The following is a 13,602-nucleotide window of genomic DNA, read 5'->3' as shown; positions in this document are numbered from 1 at the left end:
CGAATTACGCTTCAACAATTGCCAGAATGTCGCTTTCGGACATGATCAGCACTTCTTCGTTGTCGATCTTCTCAGACTTCACGCCGTAACCATCGTTGAAAATCACGATGTCACCAACTTTAACGTCCAGCGGCTGCACAGTTCCGTTTTCCAGGATGCGGCCTTTACCGACAGCGATGATTTCGCCACGAGTTGATTTAGCTGCCGCAGAACCGGTCAGAACGATGCCGCCTGCAGATTTGGTTTCAACTTCTTTACGTTTGACGATCACACGATCATGTAACGGACGAATACTCATTGATAGCTCTCCTTCGAGAAAGTCATTATCAGTTATGGATGGCGCCGGGCCGTAAACGGTTTCCGACTAGTGCAGAGAGAGATGGGGATGGCCATTTACCGCTTCAAGGGGAAAATTAAAAAAAAATTTCCGCCTGTGCGCTGACGCGCAAAAATATTCGCGTGTCGGCCGCGCTTTCTGGCGCAAGGGGTTGTGATAACATCGTTTTTTTGCCGCGCGCAGGATTGAGTCATGAGTGGTTTAAAACAGGAGCTGGGGTTAGGTCAGGGAGTCGGGTTACTTTCAACATCACTACTGGGAACCGGCGTATTCGCCGTACCGGCGCTGGCGGCGCTGGTCGCAGGCGATAATAGCCTGTGGGCGTGGCCGGCGCTGATTCTGCTGGTTTTTCCCATCGCTATCGTGTTTGCCGTGCTTGGGCGCCACTTTCCCAGCGCTGGCGGCGTGGCTCATTTTGTGGATATGGCGTTCGGCCCGCGTCTGGCGCGGGTAACCGGTTGGCTGTTTTTATCGGTGATCCCGGTGGGCTTACCCGCCGCCCTGCATATCGCCACCGGTTTTGGCCAGGCGCTGTTCGGCTGGCACGATACTCAACTGCTGCTTGCCGAGCTCGGCACGCTGGCGATCGTCTGGTGGGTGGGTTCACGCGGCGCCAGTTCCAGCGCCAATCTACAGACGCTGGTTGCGGTAATGATTGTCGCGCTGATCGTCGCCATCTGGTGGCGCGGCGGCATAAACCCGGCGCAGATCCCTTTCCCGCAGCCTAAAGATGTCGACACGTCGCAGCTGTTTGCGGCCCTATCGGTGATGTTCTGGTGCTTCGTCGGCCTGGAAGCCTTTGCTCATCTGGCATCAGAGTTTAAACGTCCGGAGCGGGACTTCCCCCGAGCGCTGATGATTGGCCTGTTGCTGGCTGGCACCGTTTATTGGGGCTGTACGGTGGTCGTTCTACATTTTCGCGCCTTCGGTGAGGAAATGGCGGCGGCGGCTTCGCTGCCAAACATCGTAGTGCGACTGTTCGGCGTGCAGGCGCTGTGGGTTGCCTGCGTAATCGGCTACCTCGCCTGCTTCGCCAGCCTTAATATCTATATCCAAAGTTTTGCCCGCCTGGTCTGGTCGCAGGCGCAGTTCAAACCGGAGAGCTATCTGGCCCGCCTGTCGCCGCGCCAGGTACCGCGCAACGCGCTGAATGCGGTCTTAGGCTGCTGCGTACTCAGTACGCTGTGCATTTACTGGCTGAACATTAATCTCGATGCGCTTATCGTCTATGCCAACGGCATTTTCATCATGATTTATCTGCTGTGCATGCTGGCGGGATGCCGACTCCTGCACGGTAAATACCGTGTGCTGGCCACGGTGGGAAGCGTGCTATGCCTGCTGCTGTTGGCCATGGTCGGCTGGAAGAGTTTGTACGCCATCATCATGTTGGCGGTGCTGTGGTTCGCCTTGCCAGCACGCTCACCTTCAGCAAACAGATAACAAAAAACCGGCGCAGGCCGGTTTTGTCGTTTTAGCGGTCGTCTTTGTGATCCAGACGGTCGCGTTCGTCGTCTTTGCGCTGGAACTCCCCTTCGAAGGTGTCTCCGTTGCCGGCGCCGGCGCTAAAACCGCCGCCCGGCATCCGGCTAAAGCGCAGATACGGCATCAGTTTTAAGGTCATCAGCTTTTGCACCGGCGGCAACAGCAGCAGCAGGCCGAGGAAGTCGGTAAAGAAGCCTGGGATCAGCAGCAGAAGCCCGGCGATAATCAGCGACACGCTTTTAATCATTTCTGCGGCAGGGCTTTCGCCAGCCGCCATTTTCTGCTGCATCAGCATCAGGTTTTTGAAGCCCTGGTTGCGCACCAGCGACATTCCCACCACCGAGCTAAAGATAACCAGGATCAGCGTCAGCAGCACGCCGAGCACGTGCGCGACCTGGATAAAGATCGAGATCTCGACGTAAACGTATAAGAAAAAGGCAATAAATGGGATCCAACGCACCGGCGTCTCCTTCAATCGGCCGTCGTCGCAGACGCCCGTAGTGATAAATTTGCTATTCGCGTCATAGGAATGTGGGGTTGGCGCGCCATTTTTCAATCAACGGCAACGGCATTTTTTTCAAAAATAGTAAAGCGGTGACTCATTTCACAGATTAATAATTCTTATCCGCCGCGCTATATAATAAGTGATCAAGGTTACTGAACTTCGCTATCATCAGCATATGATCGTGGGCACCGGGCCGGTTAAGGAAATAATCTTCGGTCTGAAAATACGCTAAATCCTATAAATTCTGTGTATTTGGTGAATTCATTGGCAGCTTGAAAAAGAAGGTTCACATGTTAAACAACATTCGTATCGAAGAAGATCTGTTGGGCACCAGGGAAGTTCCAGCTGACGCATACTATGGCGTTCATACTCTGAGAGCGATTGAAAACTTCTACATCAGCAACAACAAGATTAGCGACATCCCTGAGTTTGTTCGGGGCATGGTGATGGTGAAGAAGGCCGCCGCGCTGGCTAACAAGGAACTGCAAACCATTCCTAAAAGCGTAGCGAACACCATTGTCGCCGCATGCGATGAGGTGCTGAACAACGGTAAATGCATGGACCAGTTCCCGGTTGATGTGTTCCAGGGCGGCGCGGGCACCTCCGTCAACATGAACACCAACGAAGTGCTGGCGAATATCGGTCTGGAACTGATGGGCCACCAGAAAGGTGAATACCAGTTCCTCAACCCTAATGATCACGTCAACAAATGCCAGTCCACTAACGACGCCTACCCAACCGGTTTCCGCATCGCGGTCTATGCTTCGATTCTCAAACTGATCGACGCCATCAAACAGCTGGGCGAAGGTTTCCAGGCAAAAGCCGTCGAGTTTCAGGATGTCCTGAAAATGGGCCGCACGCAGTTGCAGGATGCGGTGCCGATGACCCTCGGCCAGGAATTCCACGCTTTTAACGTTCTGCTGAACGAAGAAACCAAAAGTATTCTGCGTACCGCAGAACTGCTGTTGGAAGTGAACCTCGGCGCGACCGCTATCGGGACTCGCCTGAACACCCCTGACGGCTACCAGCAGCTGGCGGTACAGAAACTGGCGGAAGTCAGCAACCTGCCGGTCGTTCCGGCGGAAGACCTGATTGAAGCGACTTCTGACTGCGGCGCGTATGTGATGGTTCACAGTTCGCTGAAACGCCTGGCGGTCAAACTGTCCAAGATTTGTAACGACCTGCGCCTGCTCTCTTCCGGCCCGCGCGCTGGGCTGAATGAAATCAACCTGCCAGAACTGCAGGCCGGTTCCTCTATCATGCCGGCAAAAGTTAACCCGGTGGTGCCAGAAGTGGTTAACCAGGTGTGCTTCAAAGTTATCGGCAACGATACCACCGTAACCATGGCCTCCGAAGCCGGTCAGCTGCAGTTGAACGTTATGGAGCCGGTGATTGGCCAGGCGATGTTTGAATCTATCCACATCCTGACCAACGCCTGCTACAACCTGCTGGAAAAATGCGTGAACGGCATTACCGCCAACAAAGCGGTATGCGAAAGCTACGTCTACAACTCCATCGGTATCGTGACCTACCTCAACCCGTTCATCGGCCACCACAATGGCGATATCGTCGGCAAGATCTGCGCCGAAACCGGTAAGAGCGTACGTGAAGTGGTACTGGAGCGCGGGCTGCTGACCGAAGCCGAGCTGGACGACATTTTCTCTCCGCAAAACCTGATGCATCCGGCTTATAAAGCAAAACGGTATACCGATGAAAGCGAACAGTAAGCTTTCAGGGTAAACTAACCAAAGGCATGTCAGTGATGACATGCCTTTTTGCTTTTTTGGGTTTACGAAACGACAACAATTCAATATCAACTTGTTAAAAAACAAGGAAGGCATATATGTTTGGTGCAGAGCTCGTGGTTGTCTTGCTGGCAATCTATTTGGGGGCCCGTCTGGGAGGCATTGGTATCGGCTTTGCCGGTGGCCTCGGCGTCCTCGTCTTAACCTTAATTTTTCAAATTCCACCCGGGGCAATCCCCTTTGACGTCATTGAAATTATCATGGCGGTTATCGCCGCTATCGCCGCGATGCAGGTCGCCGGAGGGATGGACTATCTGGTCAGCCTCGCCGAACGTATGCTACGCCGCCATCCCAAGTACATTACCTTCCTTGCGCCGCTGGTCACCTGGTTTATGACCGTGCTGGCAGGCACCGGTCATACCGCGTTCTCTACCCTGCCAGTGATTACCGAAGTGGCGAAAGAGCAGGGTATTCGCCCTTCCCGCCCGCTCTCCATCGCCGTTGTCGCTTCGCAGATTGCGATTACCGCCTCGCCGATCTCCGCGGCAGTGGTCTTCTTTGCCGGTATTCTCGAACCGCTTGGCGTCAGCTACCTGACGCTGCTGGCGATCTGCCTGCCGGTTACCCTGATTGCCGTCATGCTGACCGCCGTCGTCTGTAACTTCCTCGGCTGCGAGCTGAAAGACGACCCGGTATACCAGGAGCGACTGGCAAAAGGGGAAGTGAGCCTGCGCGGCAGTCAGGTCTTCGAGCTGAAGCCGCATGCTAAACGCTCCGTTCTGCTGTTCCTGGTGGGCATTGTCGCGGTCATGTTCTACGCTACCGCCATCAGCGACACCGTCGGCCTGATCCAGAACCCGGTACTGCCGCGTAACGAAGCGATCGTGGTCTTCATGCTGACCATCGCCACGCTGATTAGCATCACCTGTAAGATCGATACCGGCGAAGTGCTGAACGCCAGCACCTTCAAGTCCGGGATGAGCGCCTGCGTCTGCGTGCTCGGCGTCGCCTGGCTTGGGGATACCTTCGTCAAAGCACATATTGCCGATATCCAGACGGTGGCGGGCGATCTGCTGCACAACTATCCGTGGCTGCTGGCGGTGGTGCTGTTCTTCGCGGCTACGCTGCTCTATTCACAGGCCGCCACGACCAAGGCGTTAATGCCCGCCGCACTGCTGCTCGGCGTCACCCCGCTGACGGCAATTGCCTCATTCGCCGCGGTCTCAGCGCTGTTCGTGCTGCCAACCTATCCGACCCTGCTGGCCGCGGTCGAAATGGACGACACCGGCTCCACGCGTATCGGCAAATATGTCTTTAACCACGCCTTCCTGATCCCGGGCGTCATCGCCATTACGCTTTGCGTGATCCTCGGATTCATCTTCGGCGGCCTCATGCTGTAAGATCGTTAAAAAGGGGCCAGTAAAGTAACTGGCCCCTTTGGTTAATCTCTCCGCATCATGCATGCTATAGTGCCTCTTTTCGCTGATACGAGGTTCACGATGACTACGCCTGATGCTGTTGTTGTACTCTGTACCGCGCCGGATGAAGCAACCGCCCAGGATCTGGCGGCCAAAGCGCTCGGGGAAAAACTCGCCGCCTGCGCCACCATCCTGCCGGGAGCGACGTCGCTCTACTACTGGGAAGGGAAGCTTGAGCAGGAGTATGAAGTCCAGATGCTGCTCAAAACCAATCAGACCCATCAGCAGGCGTTACTGGACTGCCTGAAGTCCCATCACCCGTATCAAACCCCCGAACTACTGGTCCTGCCGGTTACTCACGGAGACAACGATTACCTCTCATGGCTCAACGCATCATTACGCTGATCCTGCTACTGTGCAGCGCATCGGCCAGCGCCGGGTTGTTTGACGCCCCCGGGCGCTCAAACTTCGTGCCTGCCGATCGGGCTTTCGCCTTTGACTTTCAGCAGAATCAACACGACCTCAACCTGAGCTGGCGCATCAAGGATGGTTACTACCTCTACCGTAAGCAGATCACGCTGACGGCAAAAGATGCGGCGATCGTCGAACCTTCGCTACCGCCTGGCGAATGGCATGAAGACGAGTTTTACGGCAAAAGCGAAATTTATCGTCAGCGCCTGACCTTGCCGATTACCCTTGCGGAAGCCAGCAAAGCAGCCACGCTGACCGTCACCTATCAGGGCTGTGCCGACGCCGGGTTCTGCTATCCGCCGGAGACCAAAGTCGTGCCGCTCAGCGCGGTACTCGCCGATTCCGACAAGGCGCAAGCGGCCAAACCATCAGCGCCCGCCGCGCTCCCGGCCAGCGGCAGCCAAACCGGCGCGGAGCCCGCGTCGCTGCCATTTTCGGCGTTATGGGCGCTGCTGATTGGTATCGGTATCGCCTTTACACCTTGTGTCTTGCCAATGTATCCACTGATTTCCGGGATTGTCCTCGGCGGTAAGCAGCGCTTATCAACGGCACGCGCCCTGCTGTTGGCCTTTATTTATGTCCAGGGGATGGCGGTTACCTATACCGCGCTGGGGTTGGTCGTGGCCGCCGCCGGTCTGCAGTTTCAGGCCGCGCTGCAGCACCCTTACGTATTAATTGGGCTGTCAGTGGTATTTATCGCGCTGGCGCTGTCGATGTTCGGCCTGTTTACGCTGCAGCTGCCTTCATCGCTGCAAACCCGACTGACGCTAATGAGCAACAAGCGCCAGGGGGGCTCGCCTGCCGGCGTGTTTGCAATGGGCGCCATCGCCGGGCTTATCTGTTCCCCTTGCACTACGGCCCCGCTTAGCGCCATTCTGTTGTATATCGCTCAAAGCGGTAATCTGTGGCTTGGCGGCGGCACGCTGTATTTATACGCGCTGGGAATGGGGCTGCCGCTGATCCTGGTGACCGTGTTCGGTAACCGTCTGCTACCGAAGAGCGGGCCGTGGATGGCTCACGTCAAGACCGCGTTTGGCTTCGTGATCCTCGCGCTGCCGGTCTTTTTACTGGAGCGCGTGATCGGCGAAGCCTGGGGTTTACGCCTGTGGTCTCTGCTTGGCGTCGCCTTCTTCAGCTGGGCGTTTATCACCTCGCTTGGCGCGAGCAAACCGTGGCTACGGCTGGTGCAAATCGTCATGCTGGGCGCCGCGCTGGTTAGCGCGCGTCCGCTGCAGGATTGGGCCTTTGGCGCACCGGCCGTCCAGCAGCAGGCGCATCTGGAGTTTACCCGCGTCAGCACCGTGGATGAACTCAACCAGGCGTTAGCGCAGGCCAAAGGGAAACCGGTCATGCTCGATCTGTATGCTGACTGGTGCGTGGCCTGTAAAGAGTTCGAAAAATATACCTTTAGCGCTCCTGAAGTGCGACAGGCCCTAAAAGAGACCGTTCTGTTGCAAGTGGATGTCACTAAGAACAGCGCGCAAGACGCGGCCCTGCTGAAACATTTACAGGTGCTCGGCTTACCGACGATTCTGTTCTTCAACGCGCAGGGAGAAGAGCAGCCCGCGCAGCGCGTCACCGGGTTTATGGATGCTGCGGCATTCAGCGCCCATTTGCGCGATTGGCAACCGTGAACGACACTTGAGGAGGATAAATGGAGGAGACTACCGTGCAACGTGAAGATGTCCTGGGTGAAGCCATACAAATTCTCGAAATCGAGGGTATCGCCAACACCACGCTGGAAATGGTCGCCGACCGCGTCGCATATCCGCTTGATGACCTCAAGCGCTTTTGGCCCGATCGCGAAGCGTTGCTCTATGACGCCCTGCGTTATTTAAGCCAGCAGGTAGACGCCTGGCGTCGCCAACTGTTGCTGGATGAGACGCTGAGCGCAGAACAAAAGCTGCTGGCGCGCTATAGCGCGCTGACCAAATGCGTCAGCAACCACCGCTATCCGGGCTGCCTGTTTATCGCCGCCTGTACTTTCTATCCGGATGCTCAGCATCCGATCCACCAGTTAGCGGAACAGCAGAAGCAGGCGTCACTGGCCTACACGCACGAGCTGCTGACCCTGCTTGAGGTGGATGATCCGGAAATGGTCGCCAAGCAGATGGAATTAATCGTCGAAGGCTGCCTGAGCCGCATGCTGATCAAGCGCAGCCAGGCCGACGTCGATACCGCCCAGCGTCTGGCGGAAGATATTCTGCGCTTTGCCCGCTGCCGAATGGGCGGCGCGCTCACGTAATTCGGATTTCCGAACCCCTGCAAGGCGCATATAATTCCCTGACACGTTCTGTGGCAGGGATTTCTATGCGTCCACTTCTCTGGGCCGCCGTACTGGGGCTCTGTTCGACCTCGCTGATGGCCGCCCCTCCTCGCGGTTTCTCTTTCGCCTACAAAGACTGGGAAATCGCCTGCGATAATACCGGCACCTGCCGGGCTGCGGGCTATGGCGCGACAATGGGCGAGGTCAGCGTTCTGCTGACCCGCAGTGCAGGCGCAGGGCGGCAGGCAACTGCGCAGGTCACGTTTGCGCAGACCGAGCACGATATTCCGCCAGATGCCAGCGTAAATCTGTTTATCAACGATAGCGATCGCGGGACGCTTGAGGCTATCGACGATAACCATTTTCACTTTGACAGTACGCAAACCAGCGCGCTTATTACCGCCCTGGAGCAAAACGCGAAAATCGAACTGGCGCTCAATGGCCAGCGCAAACGCCTATCTAACGCGGGCAGCAGCGCGGTATTCCTTAAGGTCGATGAATTCCAGCAGCGGATTGGCACCGCCGATGCCCTGTTACGTAAAGGCGACAGCGATGAGAGTGCCGTCCTGCACGCCATTCCCGCGCCGGAGATCCTTAGCGCGCCGTTTATTCACAACGCCCAGCCCGTTGCGTTAACAGCTAAACAACAGCAGAAATGGCTGCCGCAATTGGAAAGCGCGCTCAACAGCCGTTGTGATGACTGGCAAAACGCCGATATTCCGGCCAGCGAACGGCAGATCACCGTCACCCCGCTGGATAAAAATCACTCGCTGCTGCAGACTCTGTGCTGGCGCGCCGCCTATAACGACGGCTACGCGATGTGGGTTGTCGATAACACACAGGCCGCCAGGCCACAGCTGATAACCACTGATGCCTCCAGCTATAACGATGGCGTAATGACCTTCTTCAACAAAGGGCGCAGCGTCGCCGACTGCGTTAATGGGGAAGAACGTGTGTGGGATGGCAAAACCTTTGTGCAAAGCCTCAAGTACAGCACCGGCATGTGTCGGGAAATCACCCCTGGCGGAACCTGGCAGCTTCCCACCTTCGTCAGCAAGGTTATTCCCCGCAAGCAACGAGAGGCCGATATACTCGCGCTGAAGACGTTGCACGACGCGCTCCTAAAAGAGCAAAAACGCAATCCGGAACTCGCATTAGAGAACATTGCGGAACAGTTTCCGCTCAGCGGACACATCAGCCACTTTACCCTCACCTATGCCGACGACGCGCCGGTCTCAACCACCAAGCCAGCGGCGGATATCAGCGACGATGAGTGGCAGGCGTTTTTACATTCCGATATCAGCGCCGATTCGGAAAACGGCAAAGTCAGCTTCACGCTTATCGACCTCGACGGCGACGGCAAACGCGACCTCATCATCGATAGCTATGTTGGCGGTACCGGCCTGTTCAGCTATACCGGCGTGCTGAAACGCGGCGATAGCGCCTTTGAATCGGTGAACGATGCCGACAGCAATGACGACGATAACTTCGATGCCGGCGTGCCCGGCGCCCTTTACTCTATTAACGATCGCGGAGCGAACCAGTGGGGCCGCTGGGTCAGAATCAACGGCCAGGTTTACGCCCTGTGGTTTAACGGCGTGTTTGGGGAAGATAACCTCTATCTGCTGCGTCCGTTTAACCAGAGCGACCTGACGCCGGCCATCACCATCCGCTACCGTTATAACCTCAATATCATTAGCGCTGCGGAAAACGGGCAGTCACCCACCCCAGCCTTAAACGATAAAGATAAAGCGGGCTTATTGAAGTCATTGGACGTCATGCAAGGTAGCCTGCTAAAGGATAAACCTGCTGACGATAACGATGAGCCGATTTGTCCTGTTCCCCCCGGTACCGCTAAAGATGATGCGGACAGCTACTATGGCGGCGTTGCGGGGCACTACACCGTTGAAACGGTGGCGTGGATCCCGGTGTGGCTCAACGATAAATGCTTTATCGGCACGATCTTCAGCCATCATGGCGCCTATCGCCACGGAGTGGATGCCATCCTAACCATCAGTTCGCCACGAGATGATGAAGAGATCGTTGGCGATTACGACATCTCCGGAAAACGCCATGCCATCGCCATCACCAGCGGCTGGAAAGTTCGCGAAGGCGATAATGGAGTGATGTGATTTTAAGCAAAACGCGCCTTTTGGCGCAGAATTGCCGCAAAGATAAGCAATCAAACAATAAATAGAGAAATTTCATTGACGCAGTGGGCGGATTACGGTTTAATGCGCCCCGTTGCCCGGATAGCTCAGTCGGTAGAGCAGGGGATTGAAAATCCCCGTGTCCTTGGTTCGATTCCGAGTCCGGGCACCACTTATTCAGAGAACCCAGCCTATGGCTGGGTTTTTGCTTTTCTACGGCCTACCGCGAACCGTATGCCTGATAAGCACAGCGCCATTAGGCATTCAATGCCCATCGTTTTTACCTTTAACTTCAGCCATCGGTTATTCATCACTAACGCAGGCCTTCAGTTCGGATGTGACATACTGCATTGAGTCACATAAAAACGTTAAGATGAATCTTCGTTTCAGCCGCCCCTCTTTATAAGCCACTTACGCAAAATAATAGTGCCAATTTATCTTCAACCCACTCTAATCAGAACGTATCTGAGAAAAATAAGAGCAATAGCAGCTTATCCGGTAATAAAAATTCATGCTAATGACTGTTATGATAGTGTCGAATATTTAATCACAACAGGAAGTCTGTGATATGCAAGAGAATAACGGAATAAGAATGGCTCTTTCTCCCGTACAACTTGCCGCCGTTCTGGCCGATAAATCCGTCAGTGAGGGGGAAACACTTAGTAATCGCCTCTGGGGGGTCTAGGATTGGCCAACGGTCTGGTTGAAATGTTTGGTGCCGGAGTCATGTGCATAGCCCCCGAACCAACAATGATCACTAAAATCGGGTGTGTCATCGTGGGAACCCACAGCCTGGATGCGATACAGGCTTCCTTTCGTCAGGTATGGACCGGTAGGCAGGTCAGTACCGATACATACAATTCTGTAGTATCTCTGGCCGAAAGTCTGGGTTCCGATCACCAAACTGCCGTGAACGTTGGAATGACTCTGGATCTTGCGATTCCTATGGGATTTGCGCTGACAATGGGTGCTATCCGCGTTGCTTCTATACATGGAGGACGGATAAAACTGGCTGAACATGAATTTTTGAGGAGTCGCTCATCAGGTGGCCATACTCTCCAAAATCATGTTAGCAAAACGCCAGAAGGGCTGAGAATGAGACTGGATACTACTCCCCGATTAAAGTCTGTCAGTAGTTTCAAAAGTACCAGTGAAGCTGAGCGCTTAGTATCAGCCGTTATTCAGGACAATAAAACTCAGATAGAGATGTGGGTAAGACATCTACCACCTCGGATGAATGCAAAAATGCAGTTGGATCGCATATTTGCGAACCAGACGGGAATATTATTATTCAAAGGTGCGAAAGAAGTAACTACTTGCTACAAAGTTCGGGTGGTCATCGAGTTTGCGCACTGGCATGGAAAACCCTATTTTGTATTGACAGCCTTTCCTCTACCCTGAACACGGTTTGTACATGACAAAAATGAACCTGAATGAACTTAACGGCTTTATCACGGTTTACTTCGGGCAGGATTATGACCTTATCGATGATAGTGATGAGATCGACCCCAAAATTGACGCATTTATCGCCGATAGTCATCTCGCCATGAAGCATGGTCTTATCGCAGACATTGACCTTCTGCTGAAGGAAACAGATAACCCGGAAGAGGAATTCAGGATGCGCTATGGTTCAGACTTTGATCCTCACCTGTGGGAAACAGATGCCCTTAGCTTCCTGAAACGGGTAAGAGATAGAATTATTCATTCCCTGAATGAGGCGGAGCCGACAGGCCATCAGTAACCCGCGACTTCCTCACCACACTATCGGTTTGGCCTGATTCAGCGAGATGTCGCTGAAAACGCTAGCGCCGCGTCGCTTTCTTTTTAGCGGGAAGGCGGAACACTTCGCCATTCGGCTTGGCAATCCCCATACGGTACTGCGTCTCTCTGGCAGCCTTATGGATATCAGCAAACTCCTCTTTACGCGCCGGCGGCAGCTTCGCTTTTTTCAGGCATTTATTGCGGTGCATCCTTATCCATTCGCGATCGTTGTCATCGACGCACGTCTGCATCACATCCACCCAGCGCGAAGCAGCCCGGCGATACAATCCGCGAGCTTCCAGAGATTCGGCGATACTGTCCTTGATCATTCGATAATTTCTCTCACATATGCTAGCTAATTTGCGTATATAAATATAACCACGCCATTCGAAGAAATAATGAAAGAAAACCCCGGTAATTTGATCCACGATAAATCTATGCCAACTCAATATTGAGAGCATTTATAATATTAATTGCTGTGTGCATTAAAACTGCCGAAGCAGTAAGTACTTCCAAAGAGCATTTTTATCATATACCGCGGGTTATCATCTGAGTCATTCCTGAACTACGGTTATACCTATCAATGATTGATTAAATTAAAATAATACCGTTGTTTAGTGGCTTGTATGTAGATAGCTTACTCTGCATTCATTTCCCTTTTTATCGCTTCGGCGCGGGACACTCGAGCAGTCTATTTTTAAAAATAAACAGACAGGCTTCATTAAAGTTAGCCAGCCCCAGACGTTCATAAAGCTCAATGCGCTTGCGATACAGGCTTTTCACCGAAGTATTAAGTACCCCAGCTATTTGCTCCATGGTCATCCCCGCTCTGAGTAAAGTCAACGTCATATGTTCCTGCGGTTTCAGGCTGAAATTCTTGAGCCATTCTCGGGTCAATCGCTTACTCTTCACGTCAAGAAACAGGCTAAATAAATTAGCCATATCCGTCGGCGTCAAAGACATGTTGAGAAACCACTTTAAGCTCAGCAAATGCTCTTCCCGATGGCGCATATCAAGCATAATACAGCAGATACGTTTACCCGCTTCCGCTGCGCCAGGAATAAGATAATCGTAAAAACAAAGCGGCGCCCGACTATCCACCAGCACCGAAAACTCCTCGGCATCACTCTCAAAAAGCTTACGCTCTATCGAATGTAACTGGATGATATCTGGAAAGAAAATCCTCACCCCTTCAAAGAGATAGTGATCCTGAGTTACTAAAAACATTGTCGTTGCCACAAATCATCCCTTTAACAATAAAGCAACAAAACCCCTCCAGGGAGAATATGCACAGCGCCTGGTAGCGTGCTGACTATGGCGAGCCAAATAAAGCATGTGATTGTCTTTTAGTAATCCCCCAATCTCTCCATCTATAGTGAACGATCCACTCCACTATCCTTACGTCATTTCTTAATTATCTGTGCTCAGGCTAATTATAAATAAAAAACTCGCACAAAAAAGAAGCTT

12 protein-coding genes, 1 tRNA gene and 1 pseudogene are annotated in these 13,602 nt (G+C 53.6%); 10 read left to right on the top strand and 4 right to left on the bottom strand.

Features of this window, described 5'->3' with window-relative positions; genetic code table 11:
* Positions 1-4: 4 nt before the first annotated feature.
* On the bottom strand, positions 5-298 hold the full coding sequence (locus tag PGR23_RS14275) for a co-chaperone GroES (RefSeq protein WP_003855929.1): 294 nt from the start codon (positions 296-298) through the stop codon (positions 5-7).
* Between the two features lie 231 nt (positions 299-529).
* Between PGR23_RS14275 and yjeH the strand changes: the two genes are divergently transcribed.
* Entirely contained in the window at positions 530-1,777 is a 1,248-nt protein-coding gene (gene yjeH, locus PGR23_RS14270) for an L-methionine/branched-chain amino acid transporter (RefSeq protein ID WP_047046327.1), read from the top strand.
* A 31-nt stretch (positions 1,778-1,808) separates the two neighbouring features.
* Here yjeH and PGR23_RS14265 read toward each other — a convergent pair whose 3' ends face one another.
* On the bottom strand, positions 1,809-2,279 hold the full coding sequence (locus tag PGR23_RS14265; protein ID WP_015368667.1) for an FxsA family protein: 471 nt from the start codon (positions 2,277-2,279) through the stop codon (positions 1,809-1,811).
* A 335-nt stretch (positions 2,280-2,614) separates the two neighbouring features.
* Between PGR23_RS14265 and aspA the strand changes: the two genes are divergently transcribed.
* From aspA to PGR23_RS14220, 9 genes and pseudogenes are all read left to right on the top strand, one after another.
* On the top strand, positions 2,615-4,051 hold the full coding sequence (gene aspA / locus PGR23_RS14260; RefSeq protein WP_045380159.1) for an aspartate ammonia-lyase: 1,437 nt from the start codon (positions 2,615-2,617) through the stop codon (positions 4,049-4,051).
* 116 nt (positions 4,052-4,167) lie between these two features.
* On the top strand, positions 4,168-5,469 hold the full coding sequence (locus PGR23_RS14255; RefSeq protein ID WP_015368669.1) for an anaerobic C4-dicarboxylate transporter: 1,302 nt from the start codon (positions 4,168-4,170) through the stop codon (positions 5,467-5,469).
* A 99-nt stretch (positions 5,470-5,568) separates the two neighbouring features.
* On the top strand, positions 5,569-5,892 hold the full coding sequence (gene cutA, locus PGR23_RS14250) for a divalent cation tolerance protein CutA (protein WP_047065964.1): 324 nt from the start codon (positions 5,569-5,571) through the stop codon (positions 5,890-5,892).
* Complete coding sequence (locus PGR23_RS14245) at positions 5,868-7,592, top strand: protein-disulfide reductase DsbD (protein ID WP_430915629.1); 1,725 nt, start codon at positions 5,868-5,870, stop codon at positions 7,590-7,592. The genes cutA and PGR23_RS14245 overlap by 25 nt, the downstream gene beginning before the upstream one ends.
* A gap of 35 nt (positions 7,593-7,627) precedes the next feature.
* The gene (locus PGR23_RS14240; protein WP_045396541.1) at positions 7,628-8,203 is read left to right on the top strand and encodes a transcriptional regulator; all 576 of its coding nucleotides are present in this window, start codon (positions 7,628-7,630) and stop codon (positions 8,201-8,203) included.
* Positions 8,204-8,268: 65 nt separating this feature from the next.
* Positions 8,269-10,356 (top strand): DUF1176 domain-containing protein, encoded by a 2,088-nt coding sequence (locus PGR23_RS14235; RefSeq protein ID WP_396280009.1) that lies wholly within the window; start codon positions 8,269-8,271, stop codon positions 10,354-10,356.
* A 114-nt stretch (positions 10,357-10,470) separates the two neighbouring features.
* A tRNA-Phe gene (locus PGR23_RS14230) sits at positions 10,471-10,546 on the top strand.
* Positions 10,547-10,942: 396 nt separating this feature from the next.
* Positions 10,943-11,775 (top strand): annotated as a pseudogene (locus PGR23_RS14225) (RNase A-like domain-containing protein).
* Between the two features lie 13 nt (positions 11,776-11,788).
* Positions 11,789-12,115, top strand: coding sequence for a contact-dependent growth inhibition system immunity protein (locus tag PGR23_RS14220; RefSeq protein WP_047046338.1), 327 nt, complete (start codon positions 11,789-11,791; stop codon positions 12,113-12,115).
* Positions 12,116-12,176: 61 nt separating this feature from the next.
* On the opposite strand, the gene PGR23_RS14215 is transcribed toward PGR23_RS14220, so the two are convergent.
* Both PGR23_RS14215 and PGR23_RS14210 read right to left on the bottom strand, forming a co-directional pair.
* Entirely contained in the window at positions 12,177-12,464 is a 288-nt protein-coding gene (locus PGR23_RS14215) for a PerC family transcriptional regulator (RefSeq protein ID WP_020079839.1), read from the bottom strand.
* 331 nt (positions 12,465-12,795) lie between these two features.
* Entirely contained in the window at positions 12,796-13,362 is a 567-nt protein-coding gene (locus PGR23_RS14210) for a helix-turn-helix transcriptional regulator (protein ID WP_045396469.1), read from the bottom strand.
* Positions 13,363-13,602: the final 240 nt, after the last annotated feature.

It is taken from the genome of Klebsiella sp. 141162 (assembly GCF_050600755.1).
Classification (GTDB): domain Bacteria; phylum Pseudomonadota; class Gammaproteobacteria; order Enterobacterales; family Enterobacteriaceae; genus Klebsiella; species Klebsiella aerogenes.
This window is presented reverse-complemented; position numbering and strand designations above follow the sequence as displayed.

What these genes read in the sequence shown, in the direction of transcription:
- PGR23_RS14275 (WP_003855929.1), bottom strand. Translation starts at nt 298, where the DNA reads ATGAGTATTCGTCCGTTACATGATCGTGTGATCGTCAAACGTAAAGAA.
- yjeH (WP_047046327.1), top strand. Translation starts at nt 530, where the DNA reads ATGAGTGGTTTAAAACAGGAGCTGGGGTTAGGTCAGGGAGTCGGGTTA.
- aspA (WP_045380159.1), top strand. Translation starts at nt 2,615, where the DNA reads ATGTTAAACAACATTCGTATCGAAGAAGATCTGTTGGGCACCAGGGAA.
- PGR23_RS14255 (WP_015368669.1), top strand. Translation starts at nt 4,168, where the DNA reads ATGTTTGGTGCAGAGCTCGTGGTTGTCTTGCTGGCAATCTATTTGGGG.
- cutA (WP_047065964.1), top strand. Translation starts at nt 5,569, where the DNA reads ATGACTACGCCTGATGCTGTTGTTGTACTCTGTACCGCGCCGGATGAA.
- PGR23_RS14245 (WP_430915629.1), top strand. Translation starts at nt 5,868, where the DNA reads ATGGCTCAACGCATCATTACGCTGATCCTGCTACTGTGCAGCGCATCG.
- PGR23_RS14235 (WP_396280009.1), top strand. Translation starts at nt 8,269, where the DNA reads ATGCGTCCACTTCTCTGGGCCGCCGTACTGGGGCTCTGTTCGACCTCG.
- PGR23_RS14220 (WP_047046338.1), top strand. Translation starts at nt 11,789, where the DNA reads ATGACAAAAATGAACCTGAATGAACTTAACGGCTTTATCACGGTTTAC.
- PGR23_RS14215 (WP_020079839.1), bottom strand. Translation starts at nt 12,464, where the DNA reads ATGATCAAGGACAGTATCGCCGAATCTCTGGAAGCTCGCGGATTGTAT.
- PGR23_RS14210 (WP_045396469.1), bottom strand. Translation starts at nt 13,362, where the DNA reads ATGTTTTTAGTAACTCAGGATCACTATCTCTTTGAAGGGGTGAGGATT.